Origin of the sequence: Spirosoma sp. KCTC 42546, assembly GCF_006965485.1 — a bacterium.
Lineage (GTDB): Bacteria > Bacteroidota > Bacteroidia > Cytophagales > Spirosomataceae > Spirosoma.
In genome coordinates, this window is sequence record NZ_CP041360.1 from 2,592,785 (window position 1) to 2,616,673 (window position 23,889).

At 48.2% G+C, this 23,889-nt stretch carries 15 protein-coding genes; 11 read left to right on the forward strand and 4 right to left on the reverse strand.

The genetic code is table 11. The features are described 5' to 3' along the window. Positions 1 to 22 precede the first annotated feature (22 nt). From EXU85_RS10480 to EXU85_RS10510, 7 genes are all read left to right on the forward strand, one after another. Positions 23 to 3,505 (forward strand): TonB-dependent receptor, encoded by a 3,483-nt coding sequence (locus EXU85_RS10480; RefSeq protein WP_142772035.1) that lies wholly within the window; start codon positions 23 to 25, stop codon positions 3,503 to 3,505. 116 nt (positions 3,506 to 3,621) lie between these two features. Further along, the gene (locus EXU85_RS10485) at positions 3,622 to 5,061 is read left to right on the forward strand and encodes a RagB/SusD family nutrient uptake outer membrane protein (protein WP_142772036.1); all 1,440 of its coding nucleotides are present in this window, start codon (positions 3,622 to 3,624) and stop codon (positions 5,059 to 5,061) included. Between the two features lie 176 nt (positions 5,062 to 5,237). Further along, entirely contained in the window at positions 5,238 to 7,544 is a 2,307-nt protein-coding gene (locus EXU85_RS10490) for a GH92 family glycosyl hydrolase (RefSeq protein ID WP_142772037.1), read from the forward strand. A 52-nt stretch (positions 7,545 to 7,596) separates the two neighbouring features. Beyond that, positions 7,597 to 9,900: a GH92 family glycosyl hydrolase gene (locus EXU85_RS10495; RefSeq protein ID WP_142772038.1), complete on the forward strand. Its 2,304-nt coding sequence runs from the start codon at positions 7,597 to 7,599 to the stop codon at positions 9,898 to 9,900. 143 nt (positions 9,901 to 10,043) lie between these two features. After that, on the forward strand, positions 10,044 to 11,813 hold the full coding sequence (locus tag EXU85_RS10500) for an L-lactate permease (RefSeq protein ID WP_142772039.1): 1,770 nt from the start codon (positions 10,044 to 10,046) through the stop codon (positions 11,811 to 11,813). Positions 11,814 to 11,958: 145 nt separating this feature from the next. After that, entirely contained in the window at positions 11,959 to 13,593 is a 1,635-nt protein-coding gene (locus EXU85_RS10505; protein ID WP_142772040.1) for a hypothetical protein, read from the forward strand. 186 nt (positions 13,594 to 13,779) lie between these two features. Next, entirely contained in the window at positions 13,780 to 14,673 is an 894-nt protein-coding gene (locus tag EXU85_RS10510) for an NAD(P)-dependent oxidoreductase (RefSeq protein ID WP_142772041.1), read from the forward strand. A 317-nt stretch (positions 14,674 to 14,990) separates the two neighbouring features. Here the strand turns inward: EXU85_RS10510 and EXU85_RS10515 are convergent, their stop codons facing one another. From EXU85_RS10515 to fucP, 3 genes are all read right to left on the reverse strand, one after another. Then, entirely contained in the window at positions 14,991 to 15,914 is a 924-nt protein-coding gene (locus EXU85_RS10515) for an ROK family protein (protein WP_142772042.1), read from the reverse strand. A gap of 120 nt (positions 15,915 to 16,034) precedes the next feature. Continuing rightward, a complete protein-coding gene (kduI, locus tag EXU85_RS10520; RefSeq protein ID WP_142772043.1) occupies positions 16,035 to 16,919 on the reverse strand; it encodes a 5-dehydro-4-deoxy-D-glucuronate isomerase in 885 nt (294 codons plus the stop codon). 280 nt (positions 16,920 to 17,199) lie between these two features. Further along, positions 17,200 to 18,444, reverse strand: a complete 1,245-nt coding sequence (gene fucP / locus EXU85_RS10525; protein WP_142772044.1) for an L-fucose:H+ symporter permease — start codon at positions 18,442 to 18,444, stop codon at positions 17,200 to 17,202. A gap of 276 nt (positions 18,445 to 18,720) precedes the next feature. Here fucP and EXU85_RS10530 point away from each other — a divergent pair, with 276 nt between their 5' ends. After that, positions 18,721 to 19,569 carry a hypothetical protein gene (locus EXU85_RS10530; RefSeq protein WP_142772045.1) on the forward strand — a complete coding sequence of 283 codons (849 nt, stop codon included), beginning with the start codon at positions 18,721 to 18,723 and terminating at the stop codon, positions 19,567 to 19,569. Positions 19,570 to 19,900: 331 nt separating this feature from the next. Here EXU85_RS10530 and EXU85_RS10535 read toward each other — a convergent pair whose 3' ends face one another. Further along, positions 19,901 to 20,557 carry a hypothetical protein gene (locus tag EXU85_RS10535; RefSeq protein ID WP_142772046.1) on the reverse strand — a complete coding sequence of 219 codons (657 nt, stop codon included), beginning with the start codon at positions 20,555 to 20,557 and terminating at the stop codon, positions 19,901 to 19,903. A gap of 238 nt (positions 20,558 to 20,795) precedes the next feature. On the opposite strand from EXU85_RS10535, the gene EXU85_RS10540 reads away from it, so the two are divergent. The 3 genes from EXU85_RS10540 (at position 20,796) to EXU85_RS10550 (ending at position 23,779) form a co-directional block, all read left to right on the forward strand. Then, entirely contained in the window at positions 20,796 to 22,421 is a 1,626-nt protein-coding gene (locus EXU85_RS10540; RefSeq protein WP_142772047.1) for an NADP-dependent glyceraldehyde-3-phosphate dehydrogenase, read from the forward strand. Between the two features lie 91 nt (positions 22,422 to 22,512). Beyond that, positions 22,513 to 23,517 carry an ABC transporter ATP-binding protein gene (locus tag EXU85_RS10545; RefSeq protein ID WP_142772048.1) on the forward strand — a complete coding sequence of 335 codons (1,005 nt, stop codon included), beginning with the start codon at positions 22,513 to 22,515 and terminating at the stop codon, positions 23,515 to 23,517. A gap of 82 nt (positions 23,518 to 23,599) precedes the next feature. Further along, on the forward strand, positions 23,600 to 23,779 hold the full coding sequence (locus tag EXU85_RS10550) for a hypothetical protein (RefSeq protein ID WP_142772049.1): 180 nt from the start codon (positions 23,600 to 23,602) through the stop codon (positions 23,777 to 23,779). Positions 23,780 to 23,889 lie beyond the last annotated feature (110 nt).

The following is a 23,889-nucleotide window of genomic DNA, read 5'->3' on the forward strand; positions in this document are numbered from 1 at the left end:
ACCCTCTAAATCCCGTTAAACCATGAGATACTTTTTACGGGTAACTCGTAAAGCATTACTACACAGTGGTTTGTTGTTTGTGTGCTATCAGGCACCGGCTCAATTGCTAGCCAGCACAAAAATTAACGCAGTGAGTACGCATGCTGTGCAGGCAACCACCATTTCGTTACGAGAGGTCCTGATTCAATTTAAAGCCCGCTATCATGTTGATATTCTGTTTGAAGATCGACTGGTCAATCAATCCGTGAATTCGTCCGTCATTGAAACAACGGCAACGCTGGAAGAGAATCTGACGAAGGTGCTTCAGCCGTATGATCTTCGCTTTAAAAAAATAAAGGACGGTGTTTACGTGATCGTGAAAAGCCGGAAGGCACAGAGCACGGCTAGTCAGGGCTTACCAACGGGCTCTGAGACGACAGACATCCTACCCACCACTCCGCTGAACCGGACTAGTCTGCAACCCTACAATTCGCTGGAAATGCACCTTCCGGCTCCGGCAGATATTCCGGTTCAGGGTAAAGTGATCGATGATAAAGGGGAGGGTTTACCCGGTGTCAGCATTGTTATAAAGGGTACACAAAAAGGAACAACCACCGATGCTGACGGAAATTATAAACTGGATGTTCCCACAGCGGCTGCCATCCTGATATTTAGTTTTGTAGGTTACCTGCCGCAGGAAGTCAACGTGGGCAATCGTACGGTTGTGGATGTTACACTCAAAACGGATGATAAAACGCTCGACGAGATTGTGGTGGTCGGGTACGGAACCGTCAAGAAAAAGGATTTGACGGGATCGGTTGGGGTAATCAGCAGCAAAGAAGTAAAAGATTTAGGCGTAACCCGGATTGAACAGGGGTTGGCTGGACGGGTAGCGGGTGTGCAGGTGAAAGCCGTTTCCGGCGAACCGGGTGCCGCACCGCAGATTCGGGTGAGAGGTATCGGTAGTATTTCGGCAGGAGCCGGTCCCCTGTATGTGGTCGATGGGTTTCCGACGGATAACATTCAGACCTTGAACCCAAACGATATTGAAACCCTGGACATTTTGAAAGACGCTTCGGCTACAGCTATTTATGGATCGCGAGGATCGAACGGTGTGGTTATAATTAATACCAAACGCGGCAAATCTGGCAAGGCGAACATTACGCTGGATACTTACTACGGCTGGCAGAAAGTATCGAAAGTGCCTATCATGAAGAATTCGCTCCAACAGGCTCAGTTCTTCTATGATGGCATGCGGAATAAAAATCTGGATGCTGGTAAAGACGTAACAGGACCACCTACTGCCTGGTTTACGCCAGTTCCCGCCATTATCATGGACGTAATTGAAGGCCGGAACACTACCGATGAAAACTCCCTGGATAAAGTATTGATTACAGCACCCCAGCGCCAGATTCAATTAGCTGCAACAGGAGGCTCCGAAAATATTCGCTATGCGGTAAGCGGTGAGTATTTCAATCAGGATGGGATTATCATCAACAGCGGGTTCAAGCGGTATTCGTTACGAACGAATATTGACGCCCAACTCACAAAACGGTTATCGCTGAAGCTAAATTTCAACCCATCGTATACAGATCAGCGTTCGCTGCCGTCGACCGGAGTTAGTGGAGGTACGGCCAGTACGCTGGGGATTGTAGCCTCTACCTTACAGATTCATAATTTTCGGCCGTTGTTAGATGCCAATGGCAACTATTTCAACTACGCTGGTCTGGCCGATATGGCCGACATTTATAACCCACTAGCCGTGGCGAAGGAAACGATTACCTCGCAAAAAGGCCTTCGTTTGCTGGGGAATATCAACCTCGATTACCAGATCATGGATGGACTAAAATTCAACGTGCTGATAGGGGGGAGTCTTATAAGCGGCAAGGGCATGTATTTTCGGCCGCAACGCGTTTACTTCGCCAATGAGCTGGCGCTAGGTACCGATAACTCATCCCTGATTACGAACTGGCTCACCGAGTACACCTTAAATTACACGAAGAGTTTCAACAAGCACTCCATTTCGGCTTTGGCAGGTTATACGGTTCAGAAAGAACATGGTGAGTCTAATTTGTTGAGCAGTAATAAGTTTCCGAATAATTTAGTGCCTACCTTAAGTGCCGTTGGTGGGCTGATCACCAACGGAACGTCAAGCATTTATGAGTGGTCGTTGCTGTCTTATCTGGCACGGGTCAATTACAATTACAACAGTAAATACTACGTAACTACCTCCATTCGTACGGATGGATCGTCCCGCTTTGGAACTGAAAATAAATATGGGATATTCCCATCTGTTGCCCTGGCCTGGCGTATTTCGGATGAAAGTTTCCTGAAAAACATCCGCGCCCTCAACGAACTTAAACTCCGGACCAGCTACGGTGAAACCGGGAACAATAATATTGGTAACTACGACCAGTATGGAACCATCGCCTACGAAAATTATGGTCTGGGCAACTCAGTAGCAACGGCCATTGCACCCGGTCGTATTGGCAACCCATCCTTAACCTGGGAGAAACAAACCTCCATCAATTTTGGGGTCGATGCCAGTTTCTTTAACAACCGGATCAGCGGCTCTATTGACCATTTTCAATCTAAAAACACGGACCTGCTGCTGAACGTAAACATCCCGAATAATACCGGTTTCAGTACGGCCCTGCAAAATATCGGCGAAGTCAGAAACACCGGCTGGGAGTTTGTGCTCAGCACCGTAAACGTTGACAGAAAAATTAAATGGTCAACGGACTTTAACCTGTCGACGTACCGAAACAAAGTGGTGAAATTAGGTCCCCAGGGTGATCCAATTTACTCGGGAAACAACGTTACCCAGATTGGCCAGCCTATCGGGATGTTCTATGGTTGGCTGACCGATGGGATCTTTAAAACCCAGGCTGAACTGGACAAGGGACCATTTTATAACCCAACTGGCAGTGACCGCTCGCACGTGGGGGATATCCGATTTGTGGACATCAACGGCGATGGCGTCATTACAAATGCGGATAAAACGATCATGGGCTCGCCCTATCCTGATTTCTATTATGGCATGACGAACCGCGTCAGCTATAAAAATATCAGCCTGAGTTTCACGCTGCAGGGTTCGCAGGGGAGCCAGATCTATAATACCTCACGCGGTGGAGGCAATAGTGGACGGGCTCGTGTGCGAGGCTATGCGTTCAGCAATAACTACTGGAAATCGGAACAGGACCCTGGTGATGGCAAGACACCCCGCCCCAACGATACGCCAACGGGTGGCGTTCGGCTACCCAGCCAGCTCTTCCTGGATACCGGTACCTATCTGCGGGTCAATAACATCTCGTTAGCGTATGTACTGCCCGCCAATATTGTACAAAAACTAGGGCTCAATTCCCTTCGAGTTTATGTAAATGCATCGAACCCGTTCCTGATCACCAAGAACACGGCGTTTAATCCGGATGTCAGTACAACAGATAATCCATTGACGCCAGGCGTAGAGGCTAATGACTATCCACTGCCCAAAAGCTTACTCATCGGTTTAAATGTGGGATTTTAATTAATCGAAAATGGATAGTGTAAAATGAATGATGGATAATGATTTAGCTTGATAATCAGGGGTATGCATTGTCCATTATCCATTTTACATTATCCATTTTCTTGAAGACTACGAACATGAAAAAAATAGCCTGCCTTGTCATTTTCGCATCCATGTTCACCGTGTCATGCCAGAAAGACTTTATTGAATTGAATCCAATATCTACTGTTAGTGTTGAGGCCGTCTATAAAACGGACAAAGATTTTCAGGATGCGGTGGTTGGCGTATATAGCATGCTTAAAAATCAGTATCAGGATTTCTGGATTTTTGGCGATCTGCGCGCCGATGATTCGTGGCACGCGCTGGGGAATGATGCTTTCTTGATTTCGGTGGATAAGTTCAACATGAATAGTGATGCCAACTTAATGATATCCACCTGGCGAAATTATTACAGTGCCATCAGCCGGGCGAACCTTATTCTATCGAAAATTGAAGGAACCGACCCGGCCGTTGTGACGAACAAAGACCGGCACATTGCAGAAGCCAAGTTTTTACGCGCCTTCGCCTATTTCGATCTGGTACGTATTTTTGGTGATGTTCCCTTGAATACCAAGCCGACCACCATTGAGGAGGGCTATACTAAAGTACGGGAGAAGGTCGATAAGATTTATGATGAGGTGATCATCAAAGATCTGCTGGAGGCCGAAGCCAAGCTTCCCGCCAAGTATACAGGGGTGGATGTGGGTAGAGCCACCAAAGGAGCAGCTAAAGCCATTTTAGGGCGGGTGTATATGACCCGGAAGGATTTCGTGAAAGCAGAGGCCAAATTTCAGGAAGTAACCACCCTGGGTTATGCACTGCTCCCCAATTACAAAGATCTGTTCGATTATACCAAAGATGAACACCATAGCGAGTACATCTTCGATATTGAGTATCAGGATGGCAACTTGGGGGCAGGCAGCGGTTTCTCGAATAAATTTTTGCCCAAATCCGCCAATTCATTAGCAGAAACCTTTTACGGCATTAAAGGTGGTGCTGGGGAACAGAATACGCCAACCCTTGCTCTGTTCGATTCCTTTGACCCCACCGACCCAAGACGGGACGTTACCGTGGCCAAAGGGTATACCGATAACAACGGCGTTTTCCAGGGCTTTTTACAGATTGCAACCTTCACCAAAAAGTATCTGGCCATTACGAACTCGCTGAATGACAGCAAAGTAAACTGGAAGGTGATCCGTTATGCCGATGTCTTATTGATGTATGCCGAAGCCCTGAACGAAAATGGCAAAACAGATGTCGCCCTTACCTACCTGAATCAGGTGCGCACACGGGCAAAAATGCCTACCTTCTCAGGCCTGACAAAAGATCAATTGCGTACCAAAATCTACGACGAACGAATCTATGAACTATCCATGGAAGGTGTACGCTGGTTCGATCTGGCACGGACAGATCGGTTAGCAACCGTTATGGGACCGCTTGGCTTTAAGCCCTATAATGCACTATTTCCGATTCCATTAGTCGAAATACAAATCATTAATAACCCAGCTGTTCTGCCGCAGAATCCAGGGTATAATTAGTGGGTAATTTGCCCTTACCTAAAATACCCCCACCCCCCTAAAGGGGATAGTTCCCATGTCGAGCAAAGCCCTCTTTAGGGGGGTGGGGGTATTTTTAGATGAACTGATTCCTCACTGGTACGCCAGCCCGGTCGGCAAGCCAAGCGAGAACGGGAGGCTAAAATAGAACCTACAAGATGATCCTAAAAAACAACGCCATATTTGCCGCCCTGTCAATCCTCCTTTCTCTAACAGGAATACAGGTTGGATTTGCTCAGCAAAAAAAGAACCCTACGCTAGCGGTTGGGCTGAACTACATCGACCCAACTATTGGGAATGTGGCACCTTTCTACAATACCAATCGGCCGATCGTTCAGTTGCCCAACCAGATGGTACGCATGTTTCCTAAGCGGCAGGATCACCTGGATATGCAGATCACCGACTTCCCGATGTCGTCGCTGAATATCATTACGCCCCAGGTCATTTTTGCAATTAAGCCCTATGCTGGTGCCCTGGCCGATACAGGTTGGTATAGACGTCTGACGTACGACCATGATCTGGAGGTTACCCAACCCTGGTACTACTCGGTAAAACTAACGGATGATGATGTCCTGACGGAATATACGGCGGGCGAAAAAACAGGAATCTACCGATTTACGTTTCCGGCAGGTGCCAAGAAAAACCTGCTTCTTTCACACTATTACGCAAAAGGAAAGTATGAACTAACCGATGGCAACACCCTAACCGGTGTAGAGTTCGTAGACGATGCGAATCATCAGCAAAAGGGCATTGCCTATTTGTATGGAAAGGTGTCTGGCAAGCCGGAAAGTGGTAAGAAACAGGGTGAAAAAGACTGGGGACGGTACACGGTTTTGGGCCCTCCCCAAAAGCATAAAAAGGTAGATGGGGAACGGGCATACTTCAGTTATGGAGAATCCGATGCGCCCGTGCAGGAATTCCGCTACGCCATTTCATTTATCAGTCCCGAGCAGGCAAAGAAAAATTTCGAGAAAGAACTCACCAACATTACGTTCGATCAACTAAAAGAGAAAGGCAAAGCGGCCTGGGCAAAAACCATTGGTCAGGTGAACGTTGAGGGCGGGACCGACGCCCAGAAACGCAGTTTTTATACCGCACTCTACCGCTGCTACGCCCGCATGGTGAATATGTCGGAAGAGGGGAAGTATTTCAGTGGGTATGATAAAAAGGTTCATCAGGACGCCCGGCCATTTTATACCGACGATTATACCTGGGGCAACTACCTGGCGCTCCACCCGCTACGCTCAATCCTTGATCCTAAAGCGGAAGCCGATATGCTCCAAACGTATGTACGGATGTATCAGGAAAGTGGTTGGATACCCGAATATCCTAAATTCTTTGGCGACCGGGCGGGTATGTTCGGCTTCAAATCAATGGTGGTCTTTCTGGATGCGTACCGGAAAGGTATCCGGGATTTCGATACGAAAACGGCGCTGGAAGGCATGGTAAAAAGTGCCGACAAACGTACCATGCTCCCGCACCGCAACGACCCCAAAGGCGCGCTGGACGATTTTTACTACGCTAAAGGCTACTATCCAGCACTCCGCCCCGGTGAAGTTGAAACCGACTCCGTTGCCAAACTCCACGGTACTGGTCAACGACGATCGTCTGTGGCTATTACATTGGGCAACAGCTATGATAGCTGGGCACTGAGCGAATTTGGAAAAGAACTGGGCAATCAGGATGTGTATAAAAAATATGCACCCCGAGCCCAGAATTACAAGAATGTCTGGCATGCAAAAACCGGTTTTTTTATACCCAAAGACGCTCAGGGAAACTGGATCGAAATTGATCCCAAATTTGATGGCGGTCATGCCGGGAATGATTATTACAACGAGAACAACGGCTGGAGCTACCGCTGGAATGTACAGCAGGATATTAAAGGCTTTACCGACCTAATGGGCGGACCTGATAAGCTGGAACAAAACCTCGACCAGCTTTTCCGGGAAGGTCTCGACCGGAGCAAACCTGTATTCTGGGAGAAATTTCCCGACCAGACAGGGATGATTGGGCAGTTTGCGATGGGCAATCAGGTGACCTTTTTTATTCCCTACCTGTTTAACTACACCAACGCCCCCTGGAAAACCCAGAAATACACCCGACTGCTGCTCGACACCTGGTTCCAGGATACCATCTTCGGGGTGCCGGGCGATGAGGATGGGGGCTCGATGTCCTCGTTTGTGGTTTTTTCGGCTATGGGTTTTTACCCCACAACGCCTGGAATCCCCCGCTACAGCATCACCAGTCCGCTGTTCACCAAAGTGAGCATCGATCTGCCCAACGGCAAGAAGTTCACCCTGCTGGCCCCCAAGTCATCGCGTCGCAATAAGTACATCCAATCGGCCACGTTAAATGGCAAGCCGCTGAAATCGCTTTCGTTTAGCCATGATGAGTTGATGAACGGGGGCACGCTGGTACTGGATATGGGCGAGAAAACCGATACCAAATGGGAGATAACGTATTAGCGTACCCATGGGTACATATATACAACTAAACACCTTTAACCTTCCCGGGAATATGTTCCTATTACACCATAGTCTACGTAAAACAGCTTTAACCGCCCTGATTAGTACCCTATGTCTGTGTCAACTCAGTCTGGCGCAAACGGGGAAAATAAGCCAATCGGGCATAAATTACATTGACCCCACCATTGGCAACGTAGCTCCCTTGCTGAATACGAATCGGCCTATTGTTCATTTGCCTAACCAGATGGTACGGGTGTTTCCCCATCGGCAGGATCATCTGGATATGCAGATCACCGATTTTCCGATGCTGTGCCAGAATATCATTACACCTCAGATGATTTTTGCCATAAAGCCATCCGTTGGCAACGTAACGGATACGGCCTGGTACAGCCGATTAACCTACGATCATGACCTGGAAGTGACCCAGCCCTGGTACTACTCGGTAAAACTGACGGATAGCAATATCCTGACGGAATATACGGCTGGCGAGAAAACGGGTATCTACCGATTTACCTTTCCGGCGGGTACGAAGAAGAACCTCCTGCTATCGCATTACTACGCCAACGGGAAGTATGAGTTACAGAATGGTAATCAGCTAATGGGTACGGAGTTTGTTGTCGATGCGATCCATGAGCAGAAAGGAACTGCTTATATCTACGGCGTTTTCACTGGAAAGCCGCAAACGGGTAAAAAAGATGGCGAAAAAGACTGGGGAAAATATACCGTAAGTGCCGTGCCTGAAAAACCCAAAAAAATGCCCGGCGAACGCGCTTTTGCCAGCTATGGGGAATCCGATGCGGCCGTACAGGAATTTCGTTACGCCATTTCATTTGTCAGCCCCGAGCAGGCCAAGAAGAACTTCGAGAAAGAACTGACCGGCGTTACATTCGATCAGCTTAAAGAAAAAGGTAAAGCGGCCTGGGAGAAAGTTATTGGACAGGTTAAGGTAGAAGGTGGGACCGAATCCCAGAAACGGACTTTCTACACTGCCCTGTATCGCTGCTATGTGCGCATGATTGACTTTTCGGAGAACGGAAAGTACTTCAGTGGCGCTGATAAACAGGTACATGATGTTACTCGCCCTTTCTACAACGACGATTACAGCTGGGGTAACTACCTGGCCCTTCACCCTTTACGAGCCATCCTCGATCCTAAACGGGAAGCCGACATGCTGCAATCCTACGTAACCATGTACCAGCAAAACGGCTGGATGCCCGAATACCCAAGACCCTTCGGCGATCGTCCGGGTATGTTTGGCTTCAAATCGTCAGTTATGTTTCTGGATGCGTACCGGAAAGGTATCCGGAATTTCGATGTGAAAACGGCGCTGGAAGGCATGCTCAAAAACGCCGAGCAGGCAACCATGCTCCCGTTCAGAAATGGCCCTAAGGGAGATCTCGAAGAATTCTATTTTACAAAAGGTTATTATCCCGCACTCCATCCCGGCGAGGCCGAAACGGATGCCTTTGCGTCACAGAAGTCGGGTCAGAAACGCTCGGCGGTGGCTATAACCCTTGGCGATTCCTACGACAGCTGGGCGTTGAGCGAATTGGGTAAAGAGTTAGGGAACCAGGAAGTCTATAAAAAGTATGCACCCCGAGCCCAGAATTATAAGAATGTCTGGCAGGAGAAAATAGGGTTCTTTATGCCTAAAGACGCCAAAGGCAACTGGATCGACATAGACCCTAAGTTTGATGGGGGGCATAATGGATTTGATTACTACAACGAAAATAATGGCTGGAGCTATTTGTGGAATGTGCAGCAGGATATCAAAGGGCTGAGGGAGTTACTGGGTGGAGCCGATAAAATGGAGCAGAAACTCGACCAGCTTTTCCGGGAAGGTCTTGACCGCAGTAAACCCGTGTTCTGGGAGAAATGGCCAAACCAAACGGGGATGATCGGCCAGTTTGCGATGGGCAATCAGGTGACCTTCTTCATTCCCTACCTCTTCAACTACACCAACGCCCCCTGGAAAACCCAGAAATACACCCGACTGCTGCTCGACACCTGGTTCCAGGATACCATCTTCGGGGTGCCGGGCGATGAGGATGGGGGTTCCATGTCTTCGTTTGTGGTTTTTTCGGCCATGGGTTTTTACCCCACCACACCCGGTTTACCCCGCTACAGCATCACCAGCCCGTTATTCACGAAGGTGACCATCGATCTGCCGAATGGCAAGAAATTCACCCTGCTGGCCCCCAAGTCATCGCGTCGCAATAAGTACATCCAATCGGCCACGTTAAATGGCAAGCCGCTGAAATCGCTTTCGTTTAGCCATGATGAGTTGATGAACGGGGGCACGCTGGTACTGGATATGGGCGAGAAAACCGATACCAAATGGGAAATGCAAAATTGATTTTTTTAACACAGAGCCACAGGGAACACAGAGATTAAAAGTCTGATTTTTTAGTAAAATAAATCTCTGTGTTCCCTGTGGCTCTGTGTTAAAAAAATCTCAAGAGCCTAATTTTAAATACACCTATTAATGCAATCAACCCTATGAAATGGACACAGGTTATTGATCCACTTAACAATATAGCTTTGTCCGTTCTGGTCGCGGCAGTGCCTATTATCTTCATTTTCTGGGCATTGATCATCAAGAAAATGAAGGGCTATCAGGCTAGTTTGATTGCCATCGTGATTGCTGCATTCATTGCCATTCTGGTGTATGGAATGCCGGTGAAGCTGGCTGTTCTGTCCATCGGACATGGCGCTTTATATGGCCTGTTCCCTATCTGCTGGCTGGTGGTCATGTCCGTTTTTCTCTTTAACCTCACCGTTAAGAGTGGTCAGTTCGAAATTATTAAGCATTTCATGGCGTCCATCACTGCCGATCGGCGGTTACAGGCACTGCTGATTGCGTTTTCCTTCGGCTCGTTTCTGGAAGGGACCGCTGGTTTTGGCGCACCCGTTGCTATCACAGCGGCCATGCTGGTAGGCTTAGGCTTCAACCCACTTTATGCATCGGGGATCTGCCTGATCGCCAATACGGCCCCGGTTGCGTTTGGCTCCATTGGTATTCCCATTACGGTGGCCTCGCAGGTATCCGGTATTCCTGAGTTGCCCATTTCGCAGATGGTTGGACGGACCCTGCCGATCCTGTCGATCATGCTGCCTTTTTACCTGGTCATGATCATAGCGGGCTTTAAAAAGGCCAGAGAAATATGGCCCGCTGTGCTGGTAACGGGGATATCGTTTGCCTTCCTGCAATGGTTTTCGTCCAATTATTTAGGACCATCGCTTCCCGATGTCATTGCGGGTTTGGGCTCGATTGTCTGCCTGATGGTTTTTCTGCGTTTCTGGAAACCTAAAAAAGTTTGGCGTTTTGCCAATGAACCAGCTCCTACGTTTGATGCCAGCATAACCTATACAGGCGGGCAAATGCTCCGGGCATGGTCGCCGTTTATTGTACTGACCATTATGGTGATTGCCTGGGGTATGCAATCGATCAAGGACGTACTCAACTCCATTGGTATGTTCCAGTTCGAGTTTCCGGGACTGCACAATGCCATTCAGGGGCAAGATGGTACTGTATTGTCTAAGATCTTTAAAGTCAATTACTTATCGGCCGCTGGTACGGCAATACTCATTGCCGATCTCGTAGCCATCCCGTTAATAGGTCTGACCTATAGCGAGGGTGCCAGGGTGTTCGGGGCTACGTTGAACCAGCTAAAATTCCCGATTCTGACAATTGCCGCCGTATTGGGATTTGCCTACATTTTGAATGATTCGGGTATTACGCTAACCCTGGCGGCCGTACTGGCTAATACAGGATTTATGTTCCCGTTTTTTGCGCCGGTGCTGGGCTGGTTGGGTGTGTTCATTACGGGTTCTGATACATCGGCCAATGCCCTGTTTAGTAAACTTCAGTACGCTACGGCGACGTCCATTGGGGTTGATCCGGTCGTGACGGTAGCGGCCAACATATCAGGTGGTGTTGTGGGTAAAATGATTTCTCCGCAATCCATTGCCGTAGCCGCAGCAGCTGGTAATCTGGTAGGTCAGGAATCCGAACTGTTCCGCTTTACCGTAAAGCATAGCTTCTTCATGCTGCTCCTGATCTGTCTGATTGTGCTGGCACAGGCATACATAGCGAAATGGACAATTCCCGTATACGAAATGCTCAACACCGCAAAAACAACGACGAGTCTGGATGCATCGAGAGGCTATGTGTACCTGCTGGGGCTGGCTATTTTACTGGCCGTGCTGGCATCGACCATTGTTGTCCTGGTAAAGAAAAAACCACAAACGCCGAATCTGGTCAGCTGATTTTATATGAACAAAAAGAAATTTGTCTACAGAGCGGCCCGTCGTTACGGCACAGAGAACATAGAGTTATTGGGAGCCTTCGAATCTCTGTGCCTCTGTGGTAAAAAATAATAGGTAAACTGAAACCCTATCCTTAATAAACGTGATGAAACGATTCATTTTTCGAAGAGAACGTATGCTGGCATTCTTTGTGATGCTCTGCATAGGTACCTTGAACGCCCAGGTAGTCAAGCGATCGAATGTACCCGCCCCAGCTTTTGAAGTTACCGGAAGTATTTATCCCTGGGAAGTACATGACGAAGGCATTGATCTGATACTCGACAATATGACCAGCATAGCCGGGATAAATTCGGTGTATATGCTGGCGGTTATGCACCAGGAGCATCGTCCGTTCAACAACGATAAATTACCTGGAACCTTTACGTTCAATCATAACCCGATTCGTAGAGAGTGGGATGCCGAAGATTCCAGAGCGTATTTCCGCCCCGACATGAGCCTGTACGGGCGGATTAAACCCATGTTTTCAAAGTATACCTGGCTCAACGAGACCGACTGGCTGAAACTGGTTCTGGATAAAGCCCACGCACGCGGCCTGCGGGCGGGTGCGGAGGTTTCCCATACGTACATTCCGGTAGAATACCTGAATCAGCATGAAGAGTTTAAGCAGCGGGATATCAACAATAACCCCGTTGAGCGGCCTTGCACAAATCACCCCGATGTGCGTGAATACTTAGTAGCCCTCTACGGCGATCTGGCCAAAAACTACGATGTCGATTATGTTCAGACCTGTATGCTGCTCTTTAGCCGGTCCGATGATCCCGTAAAAGGAGGTACGTGTTTCTGTGAATCCTGCAAACGCAAAGCCAAGGCGATGGGCTTTGATCTGGAAGCGGCTATCCCCGTTCTGAAAGACAATCCGTATGCACAACCGCAGTTGGATAACTGGCGTAATTTCCGGAAAGCATCCACGACCGAGATCTATAAGTTAGTGACGGATAAACTGCACGAGGTAAATCCAAAAATTGACTTTCGCTTGAATGACCTCAATGACCGCACATCTGGATTAGCCCTGGAAGAGCTAAAAAACAACATCAACTCCGTTCACTTATCAACGCACACGGAGCAAAATGGCTATCAGAAATCAGATCGTAAATCCAGGATAGCCACTACTAAATACTTCATGGGAAATGATATTCCCATTATCCCTGGCGTACCAACCCGCTTGCTCACTACACCTGAAATTGTGAAATCCAGCATCAAGATTTCGGTGGATGGGGGTGCCAAAGGAATCGGTGTCAAGCACTACGACGGCTCACCGTATTCGTTGCTTCGGGCTGTACGGAATGGCCTGAGCGAAGCGGGTGTTACCGGATTTACGCCCATTATGGGTATGGAAGTTGAAAACATGACACTCACGGGTTATACGCCTGATAAGTTCCTGATTGAGCCAAGCGTACAGACAACCAGCAAAGGAACGGCAAAATCGACCTTCACGAATCCATCGGGTGTTTATGATATTGTGGTATCCTACGCGGATGAAAAAGGGGGGCAGGGCAGTTTGGCGGTATCCGTTGCTGGAAAGCAGAAAGCATCCTGGAAGCTGACGGATGATGTTGACTGCTGGAAACGCAAGACTATTCCCAACGTGAAAATCAATACGGGCGATGAAATTGAACTCGTTGGCATGGCCAATGGCAGCGAAACCGCCCGTGTCGATTTCATTGAATTTATAGCGCAGCCCGTAGCTGGCAAATCGAAAGCTTCGGCAAAGGCGCACTGATTGTACATTGCTTTTTGCATCATAGGTTGGTTTGGAAATCATGGCGGATATTCTGCCATGATTTTTTATCCTGATGATCACACTTAAAGTATTCAATTTCTCAAAGAAATAGAACGCGGATCTTTATGATCAATATGATATTGAAAAATCATAATTGATCATAATAAGCTGCGGGCCATAAATAACATGACTAAAGACAAGGTAATTGGATGGATTGGGACTGGGCTTATGGGAAAGCCGATGGTCAAACACCTGCTACAGGCAGGCTACAACGTAAACATCCAGAATCGGACAAAAAGCAAAGCAGCTGAATTGATCGAACTGGGGTGTACCTGGTATGACACCCCAGCCGAGGTGGCTATTAATTCCGATATAGTTGTCACGATCATTGGTTCACCACTTGATGTGGAGGAGTGTTATTTTGGGCAAGAGGGGCTATTTACAGGCATAAAACCCGGTACCATTTTAATCGATATGACAACGACTAAGCCAAGTCTTGCCATAAAGATTGCGGAGATTGCACGTACGCACGGTGCCCAATTTATAGATGCGCCCGTTTCGGGTGGCGAGGTAGGCGCTATCAATGGAACCTTATCGATTATGATCGGGGGCGATAAATCGGTGTCTGACGCTGTGCTTCCCCTGTTTGAGACGTTCGGTAAAAATATTGTGTTTCAGGGACCTTCCGGTTCAGGTCAACATACCAAAATGTGCAATCAAATTACGATTGCGGGTACCCTGATTGGCGTTTGTGAGGGGTTGATCTATGGCCTGAAAGCGGGACTTAACTTAACCACCATGCTGGAGTCAATTTCCAAAGGGGCAGCGGGTTGCTGGAGTCTGGATGTGCTTGCTCCAAAAATTGTCAGAGGAGATTATTCGCCGGGATTCTCGGTCGATAATTTTGTGAAAGACTTACGCATAGCCCTGGAAGAAGCAGACGCCATGAACTTATCGTTACCCGGTCTGGCGCTGGTCAAACAACTCTATACGTCTATTCAGGCAATGGGTAAGGGTTCGTCGGGCAATCAGGCGTTATACCTTGCGCTTGAAAAGCTGTCTGCTATGGATAAAAAATGAAGTTTGCGGTGGTATCATGCGCCTATATAAGCTAGTCTCTTTCACCCCTAAATCCCCTTCAGGGCAGGGTTGTTAAGTTCTAATCCCGAAGGGATGAAAGGATTATAGAGAATGGAAAAATGATCCATTCAGAACCCTGAAAGGGTGAAATAATGTCACCCTTTCAGGGTTCTGAATGAAATTGAATTTACGTTTTGCTATAATAATAACACGCCTTTGGCGTTGAGCTCCAGAACTTAACAGCCCTGCCCTTCAGGGGATTTAGGGGTGAAAGAGACTAGAAAGTATTGTTCTAAACTGCAAACACATCAAAATTTCTATCCCATCAGCGCTGCGCCAAAAACCCCGGCGCTATCGCCAAGTTTGGGTTTCAGAAACAGGGTGTTGAGCCGTCCGTCGTTAAACACGTATTTTTTAGCTCGTTCCACCCCTTCCGTATACAGCAAGTCGATGTTGCCAACGCCCCCGCCAAGCACAATGGCGTCGGGGTCGAGCATGTTTACGATTGTAGATACCGCTCGCCCAAAATACTCCAGCAACCGCTCAACGGTAGCCGTTGCGTAAGGGTCTGTGCCCTGGTAATAACGTTTCAGGATTTCTTTCAGGTTGCGGCTTTCGCCACTCTGTTCCAGGTAAAAGCGTTGAAGTGCAGGGCCGGAAATAACCTGTTCGTTACAGCCGCGTTTCCCGCAGTAACATGGATAGCCGTTCTCTTCCAGAATATTATGGCCCCACTCGCCACCAATCCCCTGCCGACCAGCCTGAACGATGGGTATTCCGTCGTAACCGCGAAAAACCACACCACCACCAACGCCGGTTCCTAAAATAACCCCAAAGACCGCCCGAAAATCGGGGACAACGTCCTGTACAATCCCCATCGTGGCTTCCGATAAGGCAAAGCAGTTTGCATCATTGGTGGTCGTAACAGGCACACCCAGCGCACGAGCCAGATCATCCCGGAACGGCTTCCCGTTGATGCAGGTCATGTTCGAGTTTTTCATCGTACCGGTTGCGGGATCGAGTGTACCGGGTGTACAAAAACCGATTTTTTCTGGCTGGAGCCCCGTTTCAGCTTTGAGCAATTGGATTAGCTTGCCAATCTGGTTCACGATATGCTCATAGCCATAATGAGCTTCGGTATCAATGCGTTTGCGAATAATTACCGCGTCGGGTGAGGGGGCGGATAACACAACGCCTTCAATTTTGGTGCCGCCTAAATCAACACCCCAATAGGTTTGCATTAGGTAAGGGTTTACTGTTTTAAGTTCACTGTATTCGGTTTTAGGTTTACGGTTGGCTGGCGCAAGCTTATTCTTGCGCCAGCCAACCGTAAACCTAAAACCGAATACTATAAACCTTTTTTATTTTAAGTCAGTGATCGCGCAGAAGTCCATATCCCCGTAGTCGAGGTTTTCGCCGGCCATACCCCAGATGAAGGTATAGTTTGATGTACCAGCTCCGGAGTGAACGGACCAGTTGGGTGAAATAACGGCCTGTTCGTTCTGCATCCAGATGTGGCGGGTTTCCTGCGGTTGCCCCATAAAATGACACACACTTTGTCCCTGAGGCACTTCAAAGTAAAAATAGACCTCCATACGCCGGTCGTGGGTATGGGCGGGCATGGTATTCCAGACACTGCCTGCTTTGAGTTCGGTCATACCCATCTGCAACTGACAGGTTGGCAAAACGCTGTTTACCAATAACTTGTTGATGACTCGATGATTGGCAGTTTCCATGCTGCCTAACTCAACAACCTCCGCTTCGGACCGCGAAATTTTTCGGGTTGGGTAGCTACGATGAGCTGGGGTGGAGTTCAGGTAAAACTTAGCCGGATTGGCATCGTCGTGAGAACTGAACTGGACATCCTGTGTTCCCTGTCCAATGTACAGGGCCTCTTTGTATTCCAGATCGTAAGACGTACCGTTTGCCACCACCCGGCCTGGGCCACCAACATTGATGATGCCTAACTCGCGACGTTCCAGGAAATAAGTGGCTTTGAGCTGGTCGGGTGCCTGCAGTTTAAGGGGTTCAGCAACCGGCATAACACCCCCCGTCAGGTACCGATCAAAAAACGACAATACCCAGCGAAACTGATCGGCTACAAACAGCTTTTCGATAAGGAAATTCTGTCGGAGCTGGTCGGTATTCATTCCTTTTACTTCGCCGGGTGAGTTGGCGTATCTACTCTCGAAAACAGTTTCCTGTTCGACCTGGCTATTTGCAAGAGGAGTTAATTCAGTTTGCATAAAAGATAGGTGGCCTGCTAATAGCAAGCGTTTAGGTATTTTCCCGTAAAATAAGCACAAAATACGTTGGCTTCTGTGCTCTACTAGCGTTTCAGTCTACAGAGAAATAGTCTTGAACTGGCCTGAAATACCCTGTAAGTTGATAAAATTTTGGGAGTTAGTGTGCTATCTAAAAACCCCTAAATCCCCTAAAGGGGACTTTATCTGAGAGTAAGCAAAGTCCCCTTTAGGGGATTTAGGGGTTTTTAGGCTGAGAAAGAGCTAATTTTTAGATAGTTTCTTACTTCACTTTGTAAAACTTCGCCCCGAACAGGAAAATAACGGTGTAGCAGATTATGGGCAGATAGTAGGCATTCGCTACATCATGCTCAGCTGCCATACCCATCAAAAATGGGAATACAGCCCCCCCCGCTACACCCATTGAAATAAATGAGGCTGCCTGTTGTGTATGCGCTCCCAGGTTTTTTAAGCCCAGACTAAAAATGGTTGGGAACATGATGCTGAAAAAGAAATTGAGCATCAGTAACGCAATAAAGGAAGGCCAACCAAAACTCTGCGTAATGATGAGGCACATCAGAATATTAGCAGCTGCGAAGATGGCCAGTAACGTATGGGGAGCAATAAAGCGCATCAGGAAAGTACCCACAAAACGTCCGGCTAGCATCAGACCCATAAACAGAACCATGTAATTGCCCGCCGTGGCATCGGAGAACCCCATTTTTTCATGGCCATAATTGATGAAAAATGCCCAGGTTCCTCCCTGTGCGGCCACATTAAACGTTTGCGCAATTACCGCCCAGACGAAGTGCGTATGTTGAAAAAGCGTTTTGCCAGGTTCAACGTCCACATTCGCTGCCTCAGGGTTGGTCGCTCCGTGTGGGTCTGTTAAAGCGGGTACTTTTACGAAGGAAAAAAGAATTGCAATAGTGGTAATAACACTGCCGATAGCAATGTATAAGGTTTTAACAGAAGTAAGATCTGTACTGCCCTCGGTGTTATTTCGTAGCAGAAAATACGACCCGATAGCTGGCCCGATAATGGCACCTAACGCATTGAATGCCTGCGCAAAATTGATCCGTTGATCGCTGGTACGCTGATCGCCAAGGGAGGCCACAAATGGGTGAGCAACCGTTTCGAGTGTGGAAAGGCCACAGCCGAGTATGAAAAGGGCAATCCCAAAATAGGTAAAGGAAACAGCAGCCGCAGCGGGGACAAACAAAAACGCACCGATTGCAAATAGAGACAGCCCCAGCAACACCCCATTTTTATACCCAAACCGCTTCATAAACAAGCCAGCCGGGATACCCATTACGAAATAGGCACCAAAAATGGCAAACTGAACAAAGGCAGACTGGGTCTTGGTGAGGCTCAGAACGTGCTGAAAATGCTTGTTTAAGACATCGCCCATGGTGATGGCAATACCCCAAAACATGAAAAGAGACGTGACAAAGACAAGGGTTACGAGGTATTTACTGTCGGTAAAAGTAGCTGGCGTCGATTTGCCAGTTGCGGTTGTTGCCTGCATGAGAGTAGGTTAATTAATAGCTAAGTAAGTAATCGAGTGTTCGGGCCCTCCGTTGATAAGTATGCACGTCTACAATTGTAAAGGCATTTTCCTGGCTAAAATACCCTTATCGTCTTCAGTTACTCGTTCTATGTAGCCAGCCTCATTCAATTTAGCTTAGTTGGTTACGCCCGATTTGGATGACCCAGATGGATTAGCTGGTATATACATTAGCGGAGAGGAGTAGCTAGACAAACTAGTTTACTTTTCATTCTACTAAATCGAACACGCTAACTGATGGAAAAATCATTTCTTGTCGTACTGAGCAGCTTGATGATCAGTCTACTATCTTCTGCCAATGCCCAAACAGGTACTTTAAAACCGGTATGGGAATCCGATACAACGCTGCGCACACCTGAATGTGTATTAGTTGATCCTGGCAAAAACGTCTTGTATATAGCTTGTATCAACGGAAATCCGACACTAGAGAACAAGAGCAGTTATATTGCTAAAATAGGTCAGGATGGTAAACTAATTAAACTGAAATTCACCGAAAATCTCAATTCGACCAAAGGCATGGGGATTATGGGCGACAAACTGTATGTTACCGAAATGACTCAGGTCGCGGAAATAGCGCTGTCTACCGGTAAGATCCTCAATCGCTATCCGATCGAAGGGGCTAAATTTCTCAATGATATTGCTATTGATACCCAAAAGGGAGTGATCTACGTTACCGATTCGAATGATAGCAAAGTTTGGTCGATCACCAATGGAAAAGCCAGTATTGTCTTGGCGGGTGCTCCACTGAAAGGCTGCAACGGCCTTTTGGTTGAAAATAATCAACTACTGATTGGTAATGGCGATGGTTCTCTGCTGACGCTGAATCCTACGACCAAGCAACTGAATACAATAGCCAAAGGCATGGGCGGTATTGATGGTATTGTGGCGTTAGGAAACAAAACCTACATGGTCACTGAGTGGGGTGGCAAAATTTGGCACATTCGCGCCGATGGAACGACTGAACTGAAAATGGATACCTCAAAAGAGAAAATCAATTCGGCAGATATTGGGTACAATCCAACTACCCAAATGCTGTTTGTACCTACCTTTTTTCACAATACAGTTAAAGCGTATTCCCTCAAATAAGCTTAAGTCAAGTCTGTTCGGAATATACAATTCCGAACAGACTTTCCCTTCTTGTTAAATCGAATAGTCGCATAATTACTTACAACATACACCTCACCCTGACTTTCGAGAGGAAGCGAAGATTGTAGAAAACGCTCCTTTTCGTGTAGATAGTCGTTTATTGATTTAGTAGGTTTTTACCGCTTGAGTTTTTGCTTAGTGTAATCTCTTCCAGGTAGTACATGAACGTATTACTCCTGGTAACAGGGCTATCCTGCATCGGAATCTTGCAAGCCGTTCATCATTTTAGAACGTTATAATCTCTCTCAACACGGCAAGCAAACGAATTACCTCAAAACTTTAGGGCAATTAAAGCAGGGGCAAAGGCCGCCAAGGTTGTAAAGCCTGCCACCTGACGATACGGTCTCAACTCTGAATGCTGGCTTACCTGACTCGCCAGAATATTGGTCGCGAGAAAGCCGGTCAGGTGGATAATGGATAAATACTTGTGCAGCTTGACCCCGCTGCGTGCTTTTTGATCGGCCATACGTTTAGGGGGCGCGGATAGCGAAAGCAGGGCCGTTGTGCCATAAGCGATGTTGGTGATTGTTAGTGCCATTTGCTGGGCACTGAGTAGCTGATCATAATTGCTTCCTGTGGCCTTGTTCAATTTCAGATCCAGAATACCCTGCACCAAAAAACCTGCCAGGGTTGCATACCCTGTAACCTTGTGGGTGATCAGCATGAACTGGCGCACCTTAAGCTCTTTCTGTCGCCCTTCAAGCGTAAGGGGAGCCAACTGCATGGCCCGAAGCAGTCCATTGGGTCCCCAGAAAATCCGTTGCGTAAAGAGCATTTTCTGGGGTAATAGCAGCGAATCTGCCGAACTAGCCAGCAATTGATTGTCGGACGAAGCTGTTGGCGTTGCAGATGGCTGCCGGACATAGGATGTGTCCTGTGCCTGAACCTGTAGACCAAGAAACAGGAGGAGAACGAAAAGTTTTGCCATGGGGAAAAGCAGACGTTTTAAATAAGAATGAGTAAATAGAAAGTGAGCGTACAGAATGGGCTTCTTTTGTCACCGTACGTGAGGAATTCGCCCTTGGTTGCGTTAGGGCCTAGGTTATACGGATAAGCTTTATCATAGTACTTGCCAGCCTGGAACCGTATTTGTTTTTAACCTGATTGGATTTTGCCCCGCAAATGGCGACGTTTGCGCCGTTTCTTTTCAACTAGCATTTCCTTCCATGAACGACTCGAAACTTAGTGAACTCTTCCCAACCAGCGAAGCCCAGATCCCTGCCGAGTACCGAATTGAACCCATTCACCAGCGCGAGTATTTGCTTGACGGCGAAATGCGTCAGTGGACTGGCGCTGTTTCAGAAGTATACTCGCCCGTTTGTTTACCAGATGCGGAGGGTACGTTACAACGCCAGCTCGTCGGTAGTTTTCCCGTAACAGGTCCTACCGAAGCCGTTGAAGCCCTGAATGCTGCTGTAGCTGCTTACGATAATGGCCGGGGTGAGTGGCCCCAGATGTCGGTGGCGGGCCGGATTGCCTGCATGGAAACCTTCATCGGGAAAATGCTGGAGCAGCGGACGCTGGTTATTAATCTGATTATGTGGGAGATCGGCAAGAACCTCGCCGATGCAACCAAGGAGTTCGACCGTACCGTGAAATACATTTACGATACGATCGATACGCTCAAAAATATGGACCGCAACTCGTCGCGGTTTCGGATTGAAGAAGGAATTATCGGGCAGATTCGGCGGTCGCCGTTGGGGGTGGTGCTGGCGATGGGGCCGTTTAACTATCCGCTCAACGAAACATACACCACGCTGATTCCGGCGATTCTGATGGGAAACACGATTCTGTTCAAGACACCCAAACATGGATCACTACTGCATTATCCACTCTTGGAAGCGTTCCGTACCAGTTTTCCGAAGGGTGTTGTTAACTCCCTCTATGGCCGGGGGGCCAATGTGATTCCACCGGTCATGCAGTCGGGAAAAGTTAACGTTCTGACGCTCATTGGCTCCAGCCGGGTAGCCGACGAACTGCAACGGCAGCACCCGAAGCTCAATCGCCTTCGGTCGATTATGAGCCTGGATGCCAAGAACGCAGCCATCATTCTGCCCGATGCGGATTTGAATATAGCTGTTCAGGAATGTCTGCTGGGTACCTTATCCTTTAACGGCCAGCGTTGTACGGCTATTAAAATTATCTGGGCGCATCGGTCCGTTGCCGATAAGTTCCTGGCGCAATTTGGTCCGGAAGTTAGTAAGCTTAAACCCGGAATGCCCTGGGATGCTAAAGTGCAGATTACACCCCTGCCCGAACCAACAAAACCACAATATCTGGCCGATATTATTGCCGATGCGGCAGCGGGTGGGGCGTCGATCGTGAACGAAGGTGGCGGAGAAACGACAGCATCTCTGTTCAAGCCAGCTGTGGTTTACCCTGTTAAAGAAGGAATGAAATTGTACCGGGAAGAACAGTTTGGCCCCGTAATTCCGGTCGTTGTGTATGATGATGTCGAGGAGTTTATCGACTACCTGATTACGGATGATCACGGGATGCAGGCGAGTATTTTTGGTACCGACACCGCCGAAATCTCTAAGCTCATCGACCCATTAGTGAACCTTGTTAGCCGGGTAAATATCAATGCGCAGTGTCAGCGTGGGCCCGATACCTTTCCGTTTACGGGCCGTAAGGATTCCGCTGAGGGAACGCTGTCTGTTGAAGACGCTCTGCGCTCATTCTCCATCCGGTCGGCGGTGGCTACGAAAGATACGCCGGGGAATAAAGCCATTCTGAATGACATTGTGGGGCATCATCAGTCCACGTTCTTAAGTACGAATTTTATATTTTAATGTAAAGTCGCCCGTCCCGGTCGGCGTGTAGGCAAAAAGCTTACATTCATCTTTAACACTTCGCACCGACCGGGGACGGGCGGCTCTACCTATGCTCACTGCCACTAAACTCGTCAAGACCTATAAGTCTGTTCCGGCCGTTCGGAACGTATCCATCACACTCGAGCCAGGCCAGATTATGGCGCTTGTGGGTGCCAGTGGATCGGGCAAAAGCACCCTGCTGAATCTGCTGGCGGGTTTGGCCGATGCGGACACGGGCGAAGTCCGGCTCAACGATGAACGGATACTGGGACCATCGGAAGTGCTGGTACCGGGCCATAACGATATTCGGCTGGTTCATCAGGAATACCAGTTGATGCCGAATGTATCGGTACGAGAAAACATTGCCTACGCGTTACGTTTCTTCGAGAAAAGCTACCGGGATTTTCGGGTTAACGAATTGTTGAAACTCTGCCGTTTGACCGATGTACAGGATCGGATTCCGCGTCAGGTATCGGGCGGAGAAAAACAGCGGACGGCCATTGCCCGCGCCATTGCCGATAAACCGGCTGTTTTGTTGCTGGATGAGCCATTCAGTCACCTCGATTTACCCAACCGACTCATTGTTCGTGATTTGTTGTTCGATCTGGTTCGGCATGAAGGGACAGGGTCGCGCTCGACATCCTGCCTGTTTGTGACGCATGATGCCTCAGATGCCCTGTCAATTGCCGATACATTAGGGATTCTGCGCGATGGAAAACTGATCCAACTGGGCGCACCCGTGGACATTTATCATCGACCCGTTACGGCCTATGCGGCACGCATGACGGGGCTGGTTACTGTTCTCAAAGCAAAATATTTACCGCTGCTGGGTTTGCCCGAATCTGAGAATCCGGAAGCCTTGATCTGCCTGCGTCCTGAACAGCTTAAACTCGATACTACAGGTACGCCAGCCACGGTTCGGGCGGTGTATTTTAAAGGAAGCCACTATGAGCTTGACGTGGCTCTATCGCGCTACGTATCACTCCGGTTACTTACGTCTCGCGATGATGTGCAGGTAGGGCAGGTTGTTCAGATAAAGCTGACCGATAAGCCCCTATGGCAGTTGAAAGGGTAGGAGATGGAGGAGCCAGAATCTTACTTTCTATAACTATTCGGATTGGGGGTCAGTTGTGATATAAATAATCCAATGACGCGTTATGGAAGCTAAAGATGAACAGCACGATCCTGGTATTGATGAACCCAACGGAACAGGTGATTTCCTGGTCGGTGAAGAAACGGAAAATGTCAAACCTACCGGTGTAGACGATAAATCGACCGGAATGGGCGATGATGATTATCTGGGGAAAACGAATAGAAAAGGAGAGGAAGGGGATTAAAGGGAGGAGAGAGGAAGTACTATCTATTGACCTCTGCTGACTGAAGTGAATACTATGCCGAACTGGCAAAAAGGAAGAGGGGGAGGAAAGGGACGAGAGGGATGTTTGTA

Excerpts from the sequence above, each read along its gene's own strand:
- EXU85_RS10550 (WP_142772049.1), top strand. The coding sequence starts at position 23,600 with ATGGAAGCTAAAGATGAACAGCACGATCCTGGTATTGATGAACCCAAC.
- EXU85_RS10495 (WP_142772038.1), top strand. The coding sequence starts at position 7,597 with ATGTTCCTATTACACCATAGTCTACGTAAAACAGCTTTAACCGCCCTG.
- EXU85_RS10485 (WP_142772036.1), top strand. The coding sequence starts at position 3,622 with ATGAAAAAAATAGCCTGCCTTGTCATTTTCGCATCCATGTTCACCGTG.
- fucP (WP_142772044.1), bottom strand. The coding sequence starts at position 18,444 with ATGCAGGCAACAACCGCAACTGGCAAATCGACGCCAGCTACTTTTACC.
- kduI (WP_142772043.1), bottom strand. The coding sequence starts at position 16,919 with ATGCAAACTGAATTAACTCCTCTTGCAAATAGCCAGGTCGAACAGGAA.
- EXU85_RS10500 (WP_142772039.1), top strand. The coding sequence starts at position 10,044 with ATGAAATGGACACAGGTTATTGATCCACTTAACAATATAGCTTTGTCC.
- EXU85_RS10540 (WP_142772047.1), top strand. The coding sequence starts at position 20,796 with ATGAACGACTCGAAACTTAGTGAACTCTTCCCAACCAGCGAAGCCCAG.
- EXU85_RS10510 (WP_142772041.1), top strand. The coding sequence starts at position 13,780 with ATGACTAAAGACAAGGTAATTGGATGGATTGGGACTGGGCTTATGGGA.
- EXU85_RS10515 (WP_142772042.1), bottom strand. The coding sequence starts at position 15,914 with ATGCAAACCTATTGGGGTGTTGATTTAGGCGGCACCAAAATTGAAGGC.
- EXU85_RS10545 (WP_142772048.1), top strand. The coding sequence starts at position 22,513 with ATGCTCACTGCCACTAAACTCGTCAAGACCTATAAGTCTGTTCCGGCC.
- EXU85_RS10530 (WP_142772045.1), top strand. The coding sequence starts at position 18,721 with ATGGAAAAATCATTTCTTGTCGTACTGAGCAGCTTGATGATCAGTCTA.
- EXU85_RS10480 (WP_142772035.1), top strand. The coding sequence starts at position 23 with ATGAGATACTTTTTACGGGTAACTCGTAAAGCATTACTACACAGTGGT.
- EXU85_RS10505 (WP_142772040.1), top strand. The coding sequence starts at position 11,959 with ATGAAACGATTCATTTTTCGAAGAGAACGTATGCTGGCATTCTTTGTG.
- EXU85_RS10535 (WP_142772046.1), bottom strand. The coding sequence starts at position 20,557 with ATGGCAAAACTTTTCGTTCTCCTCCTGTTTCTTGGTCTACAGGTTCAG.
- EXU85_RS10490 (WP_142772037.1), top strand. The coding sequence starts at position 5,238 with ATGATCCTAAAAAACAACGCCATATTTGCCGCCCTGTCAATCCTCCTT.